General features: G+C 60.3%; 17 protein-coding genes. 11 read left to right on the top strand and 6 right to left on the bottom strand.

The window, feature by feature from the left end; genetic code table 11:
- Positions 1-143: 143 nt before the first annotated feature.
- Positions 144-1,496, top strand: a complete 1,353-nt coding sequence (locus BFR47_RS02605; protein ID WP_071471627.1) for an MATE family efflux transporter — start codon at positions 144-146, stop codon at positions 1,494-1,496.
- Positions 1,497-1,499: 3 nt separating this feature from the next.
- Here the strand turns inward: BFR47_RS02605 and BFR47_RS02600 are convergent, their stop codons facing one another.
- Complete coding sequence (locus BFR47_RS02600; protein ID WP_071471626.1) at positions 1,500-1,988, bottom strand: FxsA family protein; 489 nt, start codon at positions 1,986-1,988, stop codon at positions 1,500-1,502.
- 191 nt (positions 1,989-2,179) lie between these two features.
- Here BFR47_RS02600 and BFR47_RS02595 point away from each other — a divergent pair, with 191 nt between their 5' ends.
- Both BFR47_RS02595 and BFR47_RS02590 read left to right on the top strand, forming a co-directional pair.
- The gene (locus BFR47_RS02595; protein ID WP_083398977.1) at positions 2,180-2,632 is read left to right on the top strand and encodes a protein-disulfide reductase DsbD domain-containing protein; all 453 of its coding nucleotides are present in this window, start codon (positions 2,180-2,182) and stop codon (positions 2,630-2,632) included.
- Positions 2,633-2,698: 66 nt separating this feature from the next.
- The gene (locus BFR47_RS02590) at positions 2,699-3,022 is read left to right on the top strand and encodes a GIY-YIG nuclease family protein (protein WP_245748771.1); all 324 of its coding nucleotides are present in this window, start codon (positions 2,699-2,701) and stop codon (positions 3,020-3,022) included.
- Between the two features lie 16 nt (positions 3,023-3,038).
- Here the strand turns inward: BFR47_RS02590 and fkpA are convergent, their stop codons facing one another.
- Positions 3,039-3,833 (bottom strand): FKBP-type peptidyl-prolyl cis-trans isomerase, encoded by a 795-nt coding sequence (gene fkpA / locus BFR47_RS02585; protein WP_071471624.1) that lies wholly within the window; start codon positions 3,831-3,833, stop codon positions 3,039-3,041.
- 107 nt (positions 3,834-3,940) lie between these two features.
- Here fkpA and BFR47_RS02580 point away from each other — a divergent pair, with 107 nt between their 5' ends.
- Together BFR47_RS02580 and BFR47_RS02575 are read left to right on the top strand one after the other, a co-directional pair.
- Positions 3,941-4,948: a WD40 repeat domain-containing protein gene (locus BFR47_RS02580; RefSeq protein WP_071471667.1), complete on the top strand. Its 1,008-nt coding sequence runs from the start codon at positions 3,941-3,943 to the stop codon at positions 4,946-4,948.
- Positions 4,941-5,156 (top strand): SlyX family protein, encoded by a 216-nt coding sequence (locus BFR47_RS02575; RefSeq protein WP_071471623.1) that lies wholly within the window; start codon positions 4,941-4,943, stop codon positions 5,154-5,156. The genes BFR47_RS02580 and BFR47_RS02575 overlap by 8 nt, the downstream gene beginning before the upstream one ends.
- 72 nt (positions 5,157-5,228) lie before the next feature.
- Here the strand turns inward: BFR47_RS02575 and BFR47_RS02570 are convergent, their stop codons facing one another.
- Together BFR47_RS02570 and BFR47_RS02565 are read right to left on the bottom strand one after the other, a co-directional pair.
- Entirely contained in the window at positions 5,229-5,756 is a 528-nt protein-coding gene (locus BFR47_RS02570) for an FKBP-type peptidyl-prolyl cis-trans isomerase (RefSeq protein WP_071471622.1), read from the bottom strand.
- Between the two features lie 108 nt (positions 5,757-5,864).
- Positions 5,865-6,065 (bottom strand): YheV family putative zinc ribbon protein, encoded by a 201-nt coding sequence (locus BFR47_RS02565; RefSeq protein WP_071471621.1) that lies wholly within the window; start codon positions 6,063-6,065, stop codon positions 5,865-5,867.
- Between the two features lie 62 nt (positions 6,066-6,127).
- On the opposite strand from BFR47_RS02565, the gene BFR47_RS02560 reads away from it, so the two are divergent.
- From BFR47_RS02560 to BFR47_RS02545, 4 genes are read left to right on the top strand one after another with little or no spacing between them, the layout of a single operon-like run.
- Positions 6,128-6,817, top strand: a complete 690-nt coding sequence (locus tag BFR47_RS02560) for a hypothetical protein (RefSeq protein ID WP_071471620.1) — start codon at positions 6,128-6,130, stop codon at positions 6,815-6,817.
- A gap of 30 nt (positions 6,818-6,847) precedes the next feature.
- Entirely contained in the window at positions 6,848-8,746 is a 1,899-nt protein-coding gene (locus BFR47_RS02555) for an ABC transporter ATP-binding protein (RefSeq protein ID WP_071471619.1), read from the top strand.
- Entirely contained in the window at positions 8,743-9,174 is a 432-nt protein-coding gene (locus tag BFR47_RS02550; RefSeq protein WP_245748770.1) for a TIGR02444 family protein, read from the top strand. Before BFR47_RS02555 ends, BFR47_RS02550 begins: the two co-directional genes overlap by 4 nt.
- Positions 9,175-9,188: 14 nt before the next feature.
- A complete protein-coding gene (locus BFR47_RS02545; RefSeq protein ID WP_071471618.1) occupies positions 9,189-10,037 on the top strand; it encodes a 23S rRNA (adenine(2030)-N(6))-methyltransferase RlmJ in 849 nt (282 codons plus the stop codon).
- Between the two features lie 587 nt (positions 10,038-10,624).
- Here BFR47_RS02545 and BFR47_RS02540 read toward each other — a convergent pair.
- Together BFR47_RS02540 and BFR47_RS02535 are read right to left on the bottom strand one after the other, a co-directional pair.
- On the bottom strand, positions 10,625-11,731 hold the full coding sequence (locus BFR47_RS02540) for a 1-acyl-sn-glycerol-3-phosphate acyltransferase (RefSeq protein ID WP_071471617.1): 1,107 nt from the start codon (positions 11,729-11,731) through the stop codon (positions 10,625-10,627).
- 85 nt (positions 11,732-11,816) lie between these two features.
- Positions 11,817-12,410, bottom strand: coding sequence for a LysE family translocator (locus BFR47_RS02535; protein ID WP_071471616.1), 594 nt, complete (start codon positions 12,408-12,410; stop codon positions 11,817-11,819).
- A gap of 155 nt (positions 12,411-12,565) precedes the next feature.
- On the opposite strand from BFR47_RS02535, the gene BFR47_RS02530 reads away from it, so the two are divergent.
- Positions 12,566-13,546, top strand: coding sequence for a hydrolase (locus tag BFR47_RS02530; RefSeq protein ID WP_071471615.1), 981 nt, complete (start codon positions 12,566-12,568; stop codon positions 13,544-13,546).
- Positions 13,543-13,767 (top strand): YheU family protein, encoded by a 225-nt coding sequence (locus BFR47_RS02525; RefSeq protein ID WP_071471614.1) that lies wholly within the window; start codon positions 13,543-13,545, stop codon positions 13,765-13,767. Before BFR47_RS02530 ends, BFR47_RS02525 begins: the two co-directional genes overlap by 4 nt.
- The last annotated feature ends 28 nt before the right edge of the window (positions 13,768-13,795 follow it).

The following is a 13,795-nucleotide window of genomic DNA, read 5'->3' as shown; positions in this document are numbered from 1 at the left end:
AAACTGTTCCGTTGACCTTCTATATGGGAGCGCATTTTCTCCCTTCAAGGGCAAAGCATAAAATTTTTTTAAAGCGGCAACGCTGGCGGTATCATGGGCATCGGCTTTACCGGCCTTCGCCCACCGACCTCAAGAGATCATTAGTGGTACAACACAACTCGCTGCTGACCGCCTCCATTGGCCCGCAACTGGCCCGAATGGCCGGGCCCATGGCGCTCGGAATCGTCGCCATCCAGGCCTTCAATCTGGTCGATCTTTTTTTCATCGGTCTGCTCGGCACCGATGCCCTCGCGGCCATCAGCTTTACCTTTCCGGTCACCTTCGTGGTGATTTCGCTGGCCATGGGGCTCGGCGCGGGCCTGTCTGCCAGCCTGGGGCAGGCGCTGGGGGCCGGCAACCAGCAACAAGCCGCCCAGTTCACCAGCCACAGCCTGCTGCTGGCACTGGCACTGGTCTGCCTGCTGGCTGGCGCAGGGGCGACCACCATAGACCCGCTGTTCCGGCTGCTGGGCGCCGATGATGCCCTGCTGGTGCCGATCCACGACTACATGCTGATCTGGTATCTGACGATGCCGCTGCTGGTCCTGCCCATGGTGGGTAATGCTGCCATCCGTGCCACCGGCGATACCCGCACGCCCAGCCTGGTGATGATCGTGGCCGGGCTGGTCAACGGCCTGCTCGATCCCCTGCTGATCTTCGGTGTTGGCCCCTTTCCCGAACTGGGCATCAGGGGCGCTGCCATCGCCTCGGCCTGCTCCTGGCTGATGGCCACCATAGTGGGCCTGTGGCTGTTGCGGTACCGAAAGCGGCTACTGGCGTGGCCGTTACTGCGCTCGGAACTGTTGCTCAGTCACTGGCGCCAGCTGTTGCAGGTAGCCATACCCGCCTCATTCACCAATCTGCTGACCCCGCTGAGCACCGCCGTGCTGATGATCATCCTGGCCGGTCTGGGCAAGGAAGTGGTCGCCGCTTACGGTGCCGCCTCCCGCCTGGAGGCGTTGATGCTGATCGTGATGATGGCGCTGAGCTCGGTACTGGCGCCTTTTATTTCCCAGAATACCGGTGCCGGCCTGCATCAGCGCAGCCGGCTGGCCTTGCTGCTGTCGATGCGCTTCGCGCTTGGCTTTCAGTTGCTGGTGTTCGGACTGCTGTGGTGGCTGGCGCCCTGGCTGGCCCGCCAGTTCAGCGACAACGCCGAGGTGAGCCGGCACCTGACCTTCTATTTGCGACTGGTGCCCTTGGGATATGGACTGCAGGGGTGCTTCATGCTGCTGGCATCGGCCCTGAACGGGCTGCGGGTGTCGAGTATTTCGCTGCTGCTCAACGGCATCCGGCTGTTCGGCCTGCTGCTGCCGCTGGCCTGGCTGGGGGCCCGCTGGGCCGGTGAAGCAGGGATCTTCACCGGCATTCTGGTGGCCAACCTGCTGGCAGGCATTATCGCCGGAGCCTTCGCCTGGCGGCGTTTCCCCTGGAAAATCAATCACCCGCTGGCATAGAGGCTATTTGTCATCGTCCTTGCGCTGAAACTCACCGTCGAAGGTGGTGCCTTCTTCCCGGCTGCCCAGCCGCTCCCGGGTGGTCCGGGTCTCGCTGTATTCATGATATTCGGCGGTAAAGGTGTGTCCCTTTTGACTGCGCACATGCGCCCGACTCATGAAGCGTTCGATCAGCATCGCTCGTACCGGTGGCAACAGCAGCAGCAGGCCACCCAGATCGGAGACGAAGCCCGGCAACAGCAACAACACGCCACTCATGGCCAGCATGATACCCGCCAGCATTTCCCGGGCCGGGGCTTCGCCCAGATTGACCTTGCGCTGGGCTTCCATCAGGGTCTGAATGCCCTGAATGCGCACCAGGCTGATACCGACAATGGCGGTCAGCATGATCAGCGCTATGGTACTCCAGGCGCCAATGGCCGAGCCAACCTCGATAAACACGAAAATTTCCAGCAGGGTGGCGCCGACAAACAACAAAAAAATCTTACCCACTCAGACCTCATCTTGCGCCTGCGGCGGCGCTTATTAGGGTGAAACCATCAACATGGGGACGAATGGCGTTATTTTCAAATCTCGTCTGCGGTGATTTTCATCCCCGGCGGCGCTATAGTGACGGCTCTGTTCCGGCGGCACCTTGTTTGTCGTGGCTGTTGCCCGCCGATCACATCCATGCAAGAGGCCCCATGCTCCGTCCGCTGTCATTATCGCTCGCCGCCGCCCTGGCTGCCATACCGGCTCAGGCCGGCATACTGGAATGGCTGGGCCTGGCCCCCGAGCCGGCACAGCACACGCGGTTTCTGCCGGTGGAGCAGGCCTTTGTACTCAACAGCGAACAGACGCCCGCGGGCCTGCGGCTGGAGTTTACCATTGCGCCTGGCTATTACCTGTATCGCCACCGGCTGTCGGTGATCCCCGACCAGGTCCGCTTCGGCGACTGGGAGCTGCCCGCAGGCACTCCGCACGAAGACGAGTATTTCGGTAAAACTCAGGTCTATTATCAGGGGCTCGAGCTGACCATACCGCTGCAACAACTAGAGCCCGAAGGCCGGGTCGACATCCGTTATCAGGGCTGCACCAGCGGGCTTTGTTATCCGCCCCAGCTGGTCAGCATTCCTCTGGCCCCCCTGCGTGAATGAAGCGCTGCGGCGTGACGTTAATAAACAGCTATATCTTCGACGGTCACCATGAACGATGAGCACAAAGTGAATCACGACACCGCCGACCGCCCCGCTTCCCCCTGGTCTCTTTACCTGCTGCGCTGCCGCGATGGCAGCCTCTATGCCGGTATCAGCCTGGATCCGGCGCGCCGTTGCATGGAGCACAATCAGCAAGCCTCACGCGCCTCCCGTTATGTCTGGTCCCGGCGCCCGGCAGAGCTGGTGTGGCAACGCACCGTGGCCAGTCAGTCTCAGGCACTCAAGCTGGAATACCGCCTGAAGCGGCTGAGCAAAGCCGCGAAAGAACGGCTGCTGCAGGACGACAGCGGCTGGATGGCGCTGCAGGCTAAAATAAAAACGGCGCCCTGAGGCGCCGTTGGTTCCCTTACTCCGCAGCCGGAGCTTCGGGGTTGGCTTCCGCCTCGGGCTGGGCGGCAGCCTTGATGTCCAGCAGCTCGACCTCGAAGATCAGCACAGCATTGCCGGGAATGCTGCCGGCACCGGCTTCGCCGTAACCCAGTTCAGCCGGAATAAACAGCTTGTACTTGGAGCCTACCGGCATCAGTTGCACGCCTTCGGTCCAGCCCGGGATCACCTGATTGAGCGGGAAGCTGGCCGGCTCGCCCCGATCGACGGAACTGTCGAACTTGGTGCCATCGACCAGGGTACCGGTATAGTGAACGGTGACCACGTCTTCGGCCGCCGGCTTGGCTCCTTCGCCTTCGGTCAGCATTTCATACTGCAGGCCGGACTCGGTTACCTTGACGCCGTCACGCTTGGCGTTTTCTTCCAGAAACTTCTTGCCCTCTTCCAGAGTGGCCGCCGCCTGCTCTTTGGCCTGGGTTTCTATCAGACCATTGATGTGCTCATCATAGGCCGTCAGCGCGGTCTGGATTTCCTCGTCGCTCATCTCGCCACCATCGGAAAAGCCGTCTTTGACGCCCTGCAGAATAATGTCGTTATCCAGGCTGACACCCAGCTCCTGCTGCTTGTCCAGGGTAGAACCGATGTAACGGCCCATGGACAGGCCGATGGCATAGGCCGACTTGGCTTCAAAGCTGGTCAGCTCCGGTGCCGTCTTCTCCGCCGGGGCGGGAGCCGATGCCTGCTCTTCTTTACAACCACTCAGACCCACCAACACGGCAGAGGCCAGCAAACTGACTTGTAACAGTTTTTTCATTATTCACTCCAGAACAGGGGAAAAACCCCATGGAAAATGAGATGCTTATCAATCCGGACCTATACTACCGTTTCACGTTGCCGATGCGAAAGCCCAAGCTCATAAAAATGCCCCCCCATCTGCTGACCGTGACGCTGTGCGTCACTTTTCTGCTGCTTGCCGGTTGCGATACGGGCGATAAACCGGTGGCGCAGAGCCGTTATGCTCAGGGCACGGTACTGGCGGCACAAACCAGTGCCGATGGGCGCTTTACCCTGGTCGCCAGCGGCCCCAGCCCGGTGCAGGTGTGGCAGCAGCACCAGCCCCGCCCGCTCTACCAGTGGTATCAGGGGGAATCCACCGAAGATATACTGCTGCTGGCCATCTCTCCCGACAGTCGCAGCGCAGCCACGGCCAGCGAACATACGGTGGCCGTCTGGTCACTGCAGAACGGCCAGAACCTCGGCTTTTATCAGCTTGAACATTCCCTGCGCGCCCTGGCACTGGCCAACGATGGCAATAGCCTGTTGCTCGGTTACCACCATGGCGAGGTCGAATATATCGACCTGCAGAGCGGTCGTCGCCTGCTGTTTATGGGGCATCGGCTCGAGGGCGAAAACAGCCGTATCAACTCGGTCGATCTGTCCGCCAACGGCCGTTACGCCCTGACCGCCAGCCAGAACGGCCAGGTGCTGTTATGGCAAACCCGTGACGCCGCCATCCTGAGCCGGTGGCAACATGAAAACAGCATCAGCCTGGTGCGTCTGGATGCCGAGGGCCGCTTTGCCTTCAGTGCCGACGCTCAGGGAGTGGGAGAGCTGCACCGCCTGCCGTCGGGTGAACGGGTGTCCCGCCTGCAGGGTCCTTACCGGGGGCAAACCTTTATCAGCGCCCGGCTGGATCCGGCCAATAACCGATTGCTGACCGGCAGCACCTCCCGCCGACTGGAGCTATGGCAACTGGACGATGGCACGCCACTGCAAAGCTGGCAGGTCGGCCTCCATACCTGGCTACGCCCCGCCAGTGCCATGGTCTACGACGTGGCCTTTAGCGACAAACAGCATATTTACAGCGTCAGCTCCTCCGGCCTGGGTGAAACCTGGGCCCTAGATCAGAGAGAACAGAGCCATGAATGAAGACATTATCCACCGGCTGGAACAGCTGGAAACCCGGCTGTCGTTTCAGGACGACACCATTGAGCAACTGAATCAGGAAATGACCGCCCTGGGCGCCGAGACCACCCGGCTCAAGGCCCAGCTCAGCCTGATGGTGAAAAAGCTGAAGGAATTGCAGCCGGGAGAGGTCGCCAACCAGACAGAAGAAACCCCACCGCCGCATTATTGAGGAAATATGAGGGGGTGAGGTTCAGCTAACAAAAAAGGCGCCGAGGCGCCTTTTTCAGTACCGAGCCGGAGCTCAGTGCTTGTGACCGCAGCAACCGCCGGAATGATCATGGTCGTGCTCGTGATCATCATGGCCGTGTTCGCCATGCACATGGCCGTGGGCCAGCTCTTCTTCGGTGGCTTCACGCACTTCGCGCACCACGCCCTTGAAGGTCAGGGTCATGCCGGCCAGCGGGTGATTACCATCCACCTTGACGTATTCTTCCGCCACTTCGACGATGGTCACCGGGCGGTGGCCGTCATCGGTTTCGGCCACGAAGGTGTCGCCTTCGGCCACTTCCATGCCATCGAACAGTTCACCGGGCACCGACTGCACCAGGCTTTCGTCATGCTCGCCATAGGCCTGTTCCGGGCTCAGGGTCACGTCGAAGTCTTCACCCACGACTTTGTCGTTCAGTACCGCTTCCAGACCGGCCACCAGATAGCCGGTACCGTGCAGGTACTCCAGGGGCTGCTTGCCCTCGGTGGAATCGAGGATTTCACCCTTGGTGTTGGTGACGGTAAAGTCCAGCGTAACGACGCTGTTTTCGGATACTTTCATGGGAATGGTCCTGCTCGTGAATATTGGCCATAGCATACAGGATGGCCAGCCCGGATGAAATGCGACAAAAACACAAATGAAGATGGGCTCGGGGCCCGCCGCACATGCTTATTCCGGCTTGAACACCCCGATTACTTCGCCACCGCCAGCCTGGCTGACCTGTTCGTCAGTCTGTATCTGGGTGTGGCCACAGCCAACGCATTCGACTTTCTCGACACCATGCTCCAGATACAGCATCATGGTGTCCATGGCGTTACAGCGGGGGCAGACGGCTCCGGCAATAAAACGCTTCTTACGACGGGTTTCCATGGTTTATACATCCTGAACAACAACCTTATCCCGAATTCTCCGCCAAAAACGAACCGACTACAATGACCACAACCGCCCATTACAGTATTCATCATCAGCTTGTTGCTCTTCCTCACCTCACCCCCGGCAAACGCCAGCGCCATATCAAAGGCGTACTGCTGATGATGCACCAGGGTGCCGGTCTGCTGCAGCTGGGCCGTCATTATTATCCGCTGGCCACCCATGAGGCGGCCTTTCTGCCCGCCGATACCCTGTTTGCCTGGCATGGCTTCGCGCACAGCCGGCTCAGTCGGGTCGAGTTTTCTCCCCGACTGGCGCAACCCTCCATCGCCGGTCGGCTGACGCCCTCCCCCCTGCTGGCCGCCATCGTCGCCCGACTGGCCGACTGGACAGGCGAGCAAGACTGGCAAGGCGCCCATGGCAGGCTGTGTCGAATACTGCACGACGAGCTGCCACAGCAGACGATACTGCCGGTTGACTCCCAGCCGCCACTGCATCAACTGATCACCGCCAACCCGGCCAGCTTTGCCCTGGCACCGGAACAAGAGCCCGAGTTTCGCCGCCGTTTCGATTGTGATGCGGACAACATTCGCCGTCAGTGCGCCCTGCTGCTGGTGCTGCGGGATCTGGCCAAGAGCCCGAGCCTCGATGCGCTGGTACAGGCCTACGGCTTTGCTTCGGTGCCACAATTTGAGCAGTATTGTCGTCACTGGCTGGGAAGCCCCTGTCATCGGAGCGGTAAAAACGGGTAAAATGCCGTTTTTGTCACGAGTCGGGCACCTATGATCACCCTCAGCCAGATTGAACTACTCCGGGGCGGCCGCCCCCTGTTAAAAGACACCAGCGCCACTATCCACGGCGGCCAGAAGGTTGGCCTGGTGGGGAAAAACGGCTGTGGCAAATCCACCCTGTTCGCCCTGTTCAAGGGCGAGCTCGGCATCGACAGTGGCCAGTTCAATCTGCCTGCCGACTGGCAACTGGCCAGCGTGGCCCAGGAAACCCCGGCGCTAAGCTGCTCGGCGCTGGACTACGTGATTGACGGCGACCGGGAATACCGCCGCCTGTGCCGGGAGCTGGAGCAGGCCGAAGCCCGCCACAACGGCATCGCCATCGCCGAACTGCACGGTCGGCTGGACACTCATGGCGGCTATCATATTCACGCCCGTGCCGCCGAACTGCTGCATGGCCTGGGGTTTGCCAACGAGGCCCAGGGCCGCCCGGTCAGCGCCTTTTCCGGTGGCTGGCGCATGCGCCTCAACCTGGCCCAGGCGCTGATCTGCCGCTCCGACCTGCTGCTGCTCGATGAGCCCACCAACCACCTGGATCTGGATGCGGTGATCTGGCTGGAACGCTGGCTGAACAGTTATGAAGGCACCCTGATCCTGATATCCCACGACCGGGATTTTCTCGATGCGGTGGTGAACCGGATTATTCATATCGAAAACAGCCAGCTCAACGAATACACCGGCAACTATTCCGACTTCGAACGCATGCGCGCCGAGCAGCTGGCGTTGCAGCAGTCCATGTTCGAGAAGCAGCAACGTGCACTCAGCCACATGCAGGACTATGTGGATCGTTTTCGCTACAAGGCGAGCAAGGCCAAGCAGGCCCAGAGCCGGCTCAAGGCCATGGAACGGATGGAAAAGATCTTGCCGGCCCATGTGGACTCGCCGTTCAGCTTCAGTTTCCGCCCGCCCTCCAGCCTGCCGATTCCGCTGATCGCCATGGAAAAGCTGTCCGCCGGTTACGGTGACAAGGCGGTGCTGTCCGACATCAAGCTCAACCTGGTACCCGGCTCGCGCATCGGCCTGCTGGGCCGCAACGGCGCCGGCAAATCCACCTTTATCAAGCTGCTGTCCGGCGAGCTGACACCGCTGTCGGGCAAGCTGGAAGCCAGCAAGGGCATCTCTCTGGGCTACTTCGCCCAGCACCAGCTGGAAAGCCTGCACCTGGAAGAATCACCGCTCACTCATCTGGCCCGGCTCGACCCCAAGGCTACCGAACAGAGCCTGCGCGATTACCTGGGCGGCTTCGACTTCAGGGGCGATCAGGTCAAGGATCCGGTCGGTCCCTTCTCCGGCGGCGAAAAGGCCCGGCTGGTGCTGGCGCTGATCGTCTACCAGCGCCCCAACCTGCTGTTGCTGGATGAACCCACCAACCACCTGGATCTGGACATGCGCGAGGCGCTGACCCTGGCGTTGCAGGTGTTCGAGGGCGCCATGGTGATCGTGTCTCACGATCGTCACCTGCTGCGTGCCACCACCGACGAATTCTATCTGGTGGACGGCGGCCGGGTGCAGCCCTTCGACGGCGATATCGAAGATTATCATCAGTGGCTGGTGGCCCAGGACAAGGCCGCCCAGCCCGAGTCGGTCGGCACCGCCGGCGACAACTCGGCCCAGAATCGCAAAGCGGAAAAACGCCGTCAGGCCGAACTGCGTCAGCAGACCCAGCCGCTGCGCAAAGCCATCACCAGGCTCGAACAGCAGATGGAACAATGCCAGCAACAACTGGCCGATATCGAGCAGAGTCTGGCCGATCCGGACATTTACGCCGCCGAGCAAAAAGCCAGCTTGCAGCAACTGCTGAAGGCGCAGATCCCCCTGCAACAGAAACTGGCCGAAGTGGAAGCCGAGTGGCTGGAGCTGCAGGAGCAGCTGGAAGAACTGGAGCAGGCATGATGCTGCCCGGCGCCGAGCAGTTCTGGCAATTCAGCGAGCAGCATTATGCCCGCCCCGGCGTGGCGCAGGCCTGCCTGCAGCTGCAGGATGAGCACGGCGCCAACGTCAACCTGCTGCTATTGCTGCTGATGCTGGAAGAACGCGGGCTTGGGATTGATCCCACCCATTTCCTGCCGCTGTTGCAGCGGCGACAGGGACTCTTTAGCCAGTGGCGTGCGCTGCGGCGCCGGCTCAAGCCCCGGCTCGACAACGACGATTACCTGCAGCTGCTGCAGCACGAGCTGGAGCTGGAGCGCTGGCAGCAACAGGAGCTGTTGCAGGTGCTGGCGCAACATCCGCCCCACCCCGGCAGCGGCGGCCTGCTCACCTATCTAACCCTGTTGCAGGTGGCCGACGCGCCGCTGTGGCAGCTTAAACTCGCCGGTTAATACGGACTACTTTCATGCTTAGCTATCGCCATGCCTTTCATGCCGGCAATCACGCCGATGTACTCAAACACGCGGTTCAATCGTTAATCCTCGAGGCGCTCAGCGTCAAGGACAAGGGATTTTGCTATATCGACACCCACTCCGGTGCCGGTGGCTACGCGCTCGATCACGAGTGGACCCAGAAAAAGGCGGAATACCTGACCGGCATCGCGCCCTTGTGGCAACAGCGTCGCAAGTGGCCGCAGCTGGCGGGTTACTTTGCCGCCATCGAAGCCATGAACCCGACCGACGAACTGGACTTCTACCCCGGCTCGCCCAAGGTAGCGGCACACTTTCAGCGTCCGCAGGACAGCCTGACCCTGATGGAGCTGCACCATAACGAGGTGGACCTGTTGCGCCAGAACATGGGTAACGGCGTCGCCATTCATCACCGCGACGGCTTCGAAGGACTGCCGGCACTGCTGCCGCCCACTCCCAGGCGCGGGCTGGTGCTGATTGACCCGCCTTATGAGCTGAAAGAAGATTATCAGACCGTGGCCACCACCCTCGCCAAGGCCTATAAACGCTGGCCCATCGGCATTTATGCCATCTGGTATCCCTTGCTGGCCAGGAAGGTGGATCGCAGTGGCGCCTTGCGGGAGGCCCTGGCCAACTGCGGCTTCGAGCAGGTGCTCTGCGCCGAGCTCAGCGTAAGCGCCCAGGCCGACGATTTCGGCATGTACGGCTCGGGCATGATAGTACTGAATCCGCCCTGGAAGCTGGATGAACAGCTGACCGAACTGCTGCCGCGACTGAAAGACACCCTGGCCCAGGACAAGGCCGCCGACTGGAAACTGGAGTGGCTGAAGAAATCGGACAGCTGAAAAAATAAAACCGGCTCAACCGATCTGAAACAGCCCGCGAAAAAGAGGCCCAAGTGCCCGCTCCGTCGACCCGCCGTAAATACATCCGTGTAGGCTCAGCCGCGCCATCCTTGGCACGGATGGTCGGCTGAGCAGATCCCTTTGCCCTCCATCAAGCTCGGCATCGCCTGTCGGTGCTCCAACAACAGCTCAGAGCGCGGAATTTAGGAATTACAGCCACCGCAGATGTCAGGGATAGAGGCAACAGGGATCGCCTCCATCGACCGTGAAATTCCATGGCCGGAAAATGCTCCTGCCGTTCCGGCATTCCCGCCCTCCCTGGCAGTCAGATGGCATTTCCGAGCTTACATGGGGCGAGCTTGTCTCGCCGTGACGAACTGTTGCAGCCTGACCGTACATCCAGTGAATGTTCGCAGCAGGCTGAAATGGTGAGTGTCATTATCCGTAGCGTGTCGAGGGAGGTGACCCTATTGCCTCTTTACCACGACATTGCCAACAAAAAAGCCGGTAAAGTCGTCAATATGACAACCTTACCGGCTTTTTCAATTCCGCAGTTTACTAATACCGGAGTTTACTAATACAGCAGTTTACTGGCCCTTGTTCAGTACCGGGCGGGCATACATCGACAACACCAGCTCGCGCAGTTCGGCCGGGATCTGGGCGATGTGTCGCTCGAACACTTCCGCGGCCGACGGGTCTACCTGAGCGGTCTGGCCGGCGGCCAGCAGGTTGCTGGGGAAAAGGTGATAGTTGGCATGGATCTGCCGGTCGATGGCCGTCGCCAGCTGATCGGCATTCTCGAAGTCGCCGAACACCGGCTGACCGAAGCTCACATGTACCCGCCCCTTCTGACCGACGATGCCCTGCACTATGCTCTGCACGTCTTCGAACTCGCTTTTCTCGTAGGCGCCATGGGTCGCCTTGGCATGCAGCTCGCGGGCCTTGGCCAGATCGCCGGGATCGTATTCGTAGGAAATGGACACCGGCACCAGGTTCAGGCTGTTGATGTAATCGCCGAAGGGGATCTTCTGCCGTTTACCTTCCATATAAAACATCTTGAGAATGGCCGGATCGGTTTTATCGTTCCCGTCCTTGGCTCGCCCTTCTTTCTGGGCGATCCAGATGGAATGGCCATCGTCGAGGGAATGGCGCAGGTAGGCAGAGAGCTCGCTGAACGCCTTCATCATTTCCCGCGGGCCCTTGGCCGAACGCTTGACGATGAAGCTCTTGTTGAGCTTCATCAGCTCGGCGGCGCAGGGCTTGCGCAACAGGTTATCGCCGATGGCGATGCGTACCGTGTCCAGTCCGTGGCAGTGCAGGCCCCAGTTGACGAACGCCGGATCCAGCGCAATATCCCGGTGGTTGGAAATAAACAGATAGCCCACGCCGGGCTTGAGCTGTTCCAGGCCGGAGTAGCTGATCCCGGAGGTGGTGCGTGCGATCATCTTCTCCATGTAGCCCGCCACTTCCATCTGGATCTGGCGTACACTGTCGAGCTTGCGCCAGCGCCAGCCCAGATACAGACGGATCAGTGCCTTGACAAAGGAGCCACCGATGCCGGACAGCGTGGAAAAGCGGTATTTGGCGATGGCGCCGATAAATTCGTCATCGCGGATCAGCCGCTGGATGGCACCGGCGACTTCGTCGTCCCGGTAGGGACGAATATCTTTAAACAAATCTGTGTCTGAAACCATGACAATCTTGGGGTCCTGGGGCAAAAAACGCCCAGATTTTACACCCTTTGGCCACAAACTCTAAGGATTAAGCGCAAAAACCGGCTTAACGCCAGATCATCAGTACACTGGCGGCGGTCAGCAGGGCCATCGACAGATTGAAACGACGCCAATCCCGGGGAGTTTGCAGCCAGCGCCGCAGGTGAATGCCGAACAAGGCCCACACATGGCCGGTGATGACGCCGAAGAACAGAAATATCGCCAGTACCGCCGCCGCCGAGAGCCAGTACCCGTCGCCGGCCAGGGTAAAACCGCTGATCGCCGATATCGCCATCAGCCAGGATTTGGGATTGAGAAACTGGAACAGGGCGCCCTGTCGCCAGCTCATGCCCGGCTCCTCCTCGCCGGCGACCGGCGGGCTGGCCCGGCCTATCTTCCAGGCCAGCCATAACAGGTAGCCACTGCCGACGATTTTGAGCATCCATTGCAGCGGCGGCCAAAGCAGAAACAGCTGCCCCAGTCCCAGGGCGGTCAGCAACATCAGCAACTGCAGGCCGAGCATGATCCCCAGCAGCAACTTGAGCGTGGGAGCGTACCCGAACCGGGTACCGGAGCTGGTCAGCAGCATATTGTTGGGGCCTGGAGTACCACAGGCGGCCAGGGCAAAGCCGGCGGCAGAGCCGAGCAGGGCAAGATCCATGATGTGCGATTCAAATAACGATGAAGAGCCTTGTTTTACTCGATTTTATGTCCGCCGCCCAGTATTTTATCGACTCATGGTTTTATCGCTTGATGGTGTTATCGACACCCATACCGTTCCGGTGGCATGTCCGCCTCAGCCTGATGACAGGAAAGATGATTCATCCCAGCCGATTCCATTCCCCCTGGTGGGCACGCAATCCCCATGTACAGACCATCATGGCCAAGTACCTGCATCGCACTCGCATCAACTATCGCCGCGAGCGCCTGGAACTGCCGGACGGGGACTTTGTCGATCTGGCCTGGGCGTTGCCGGAAACGGATAAACGCCGACCGCTGGTGCTGCTGTTTCACGGGCTGGAAGGCTGTGTCGAGTCCCATTATGCGAAGGGGATGATGGCTGCCCTGCACCGGCAGGGCTGGCAGCCGGTACTGATGCACTTTCGCGGCTGCAGCGGCGAGCCCAACCGCTACCTGCAGGCCTATCATTCCGGCGCCATCGAAGATCCACACTACGTATTGGCCCTGCTGCGTGATCGCTACCCGGAGCGCCCCATGGCCGCCATCGGCTACTCCCTCGGCGGCAACATGCTGGTCAACTACCTGGCCGAACATCCGCGCAATCCGTTATCCGCCGCCGTGGTCATTTCGGCCCCGTTGCAGCTGGCCGCCTGCGCCGATCGCATCAACCGGGGCTTTTCCCGGTGCTATCAGCGCTATCTGCTGGGACGGATGAAGTTCAACTGGCAACAGCGACTGCGTCGTCATCCGCATCATCAATGGCAGGGCAAACTCGACCGGATCCGGAGCCTGCGCGAGTTCGACGACAAGATCACGGCCCCGGTACACGGCTTCAGAGACGCCGAGGATTATTACCGCCGCTGTTCCGGTCTGTACAAACTGCCGAACATCAGCACCCCGACGCTGGTGATCCACGCCGCCGATGATCCTTTCATGAACGATGCGGTGATCCCGGACGCCAGCGAGTTGCCACCGGCGGTCACCTATGAACTGAGTCGCACCGGCGGCCATGTCGGTTTTATGCAGGGTCCCCCCTGGCGGCCACGCTACTGGCTGGAACAACGGGTTCCCCAGTGGCTGGCCGAACAGTGGCCCCCTTATCAGGAGAAAACATGATTATTCCCTTTACCGAGTTGAGCGAAGATACCCTCAATAACCTCATAGAGCAGTTCGTGCTACAGGAAGGCACCGAATACGGCGAGCACGAGGTTTCGCTAAACGAAAAACTGGCTCAGGTTAAACAACAGCTTGGCTCTGGCGAGGCGGTCATTGTGTATAGTGAATTACACGAAAGCGTGAACATAGTGCCGGCGGCACAGTTCCGTCACAAGCCTTGACCTGCCCCCGGCCCTCTGCGTATAAACA

It is taken from the genome of Oceanisphaera psychrotolerans, from assembly GCF_001870485.1.
GTDB classification, from domain to species: Bacteria; Pseudomonadota; Gammaproteobacteria; order Enterobacterales; family Aeromonadaceae; genus Oceanimonas; species Oceanimonas psychrotolerans.
This window is presented reverse-complemented; position numbering and strand designations above follow the sequence as displayed.

Bases quoted from the DNA above. Each gene is read 5' to 3' on its own strand.
- BFR47_RS02565 (WP_071471621.1), bottom strand. From the start codon at position 6,065: ATGGAAACCCGTCGTAAGAAGCGTTTTATTGCCGGAGCCGTCTGCCCC.
- BFR47_RS02575 (WP_071471623.1), top strand. From the start codon at position 4,941: ATGAATGAAGACATTATCCACCGGCTGGAACAGCTGGAAACCCGGCTG.
- fkpA (WP_071471624.1), bottom strand. From the start codon at position 3,833: ATGAAAAAACTGTTACAAGTCAGTTTGCTGGCCTCTGCCGTGTTGGTG.
- BFR47_RS02560 (WP_071471620.1), top strand. From the start codon at position 6,128: ATGACCACAACCGCCCATTACAGTATTCATCATCAGCTTGTTGCTCTT.
- BFR47_RS02530 (WP_071471615.1), top strand. From the start codon at position 12,566: ATGATTCATCCCAGCCGATTCCATTCCCCCTGGTGGGCACGCAATCCC.
- BFR47_RS02535 (WP_071471616.1), bottom strand. From the start codon at position 12,410: ATGGATCTTGCCCTGCTCGGCTCTGCCGCCGGCTTTGCCCTGGCCGCC.
- BFR47_RS02595 (WP_083398977.1), top strand. From the start codon at position 2,180: ATGCTCCGTCCGCTGTCATTATCGCTCGCCGCCGCCCTGGCTGCCATA.
- BFR47_RS02555 (WP_071471619.1), top strand. From the start codon at position 6,848: ATGATCACCCTCAGCCAGATTGAACTACTCCGGGGCGGCCGCCCCCTG.
- BFR47_RS02525 (WP_071471614.1), top strand. From the start codon at position 13,543: ATGATTATTCCCTTTACCGAGTTGAGCGAAGATACCCTCAATAACCTC.
- BFR47_RS02545 (WP_071471618.1), top strand. From the start codon at position 9,189: ATGCTTAGCTATCGCCATGCCTTTCATGCCGGCAATCACGCCGATGTA.
- BFR47_RS02570 (WP_071471622.1), bottom strand. From the start codon at position 5,756: ATGAAAGTATCCGAAAACAGCGTCGTTACGCTGGACTTTACCGTCACC.
- BFR47_RS02550 (WP_245748770.1), top strand. From the start codon at position 8,743: ATGATGCTGCCCGGCGCCGAGCAGTTCTGGCAATTCAGCGAGCAGCAT.
- BFR47_RS02540 (WP_071471617.1), bottom strand. From the start codon at position 11,731: ATGGTTTCAGACACAGATTTGTTTAAAGATATTCGTCCCTACCGGGAC.
- BFR47_RS02580 (WP_071471667.1), top strand. From the start codon at position 3,941: ATGCCCCCCCATCTGCTGACCGTGACGCTGTGCGTCACTTTTCTGCTG.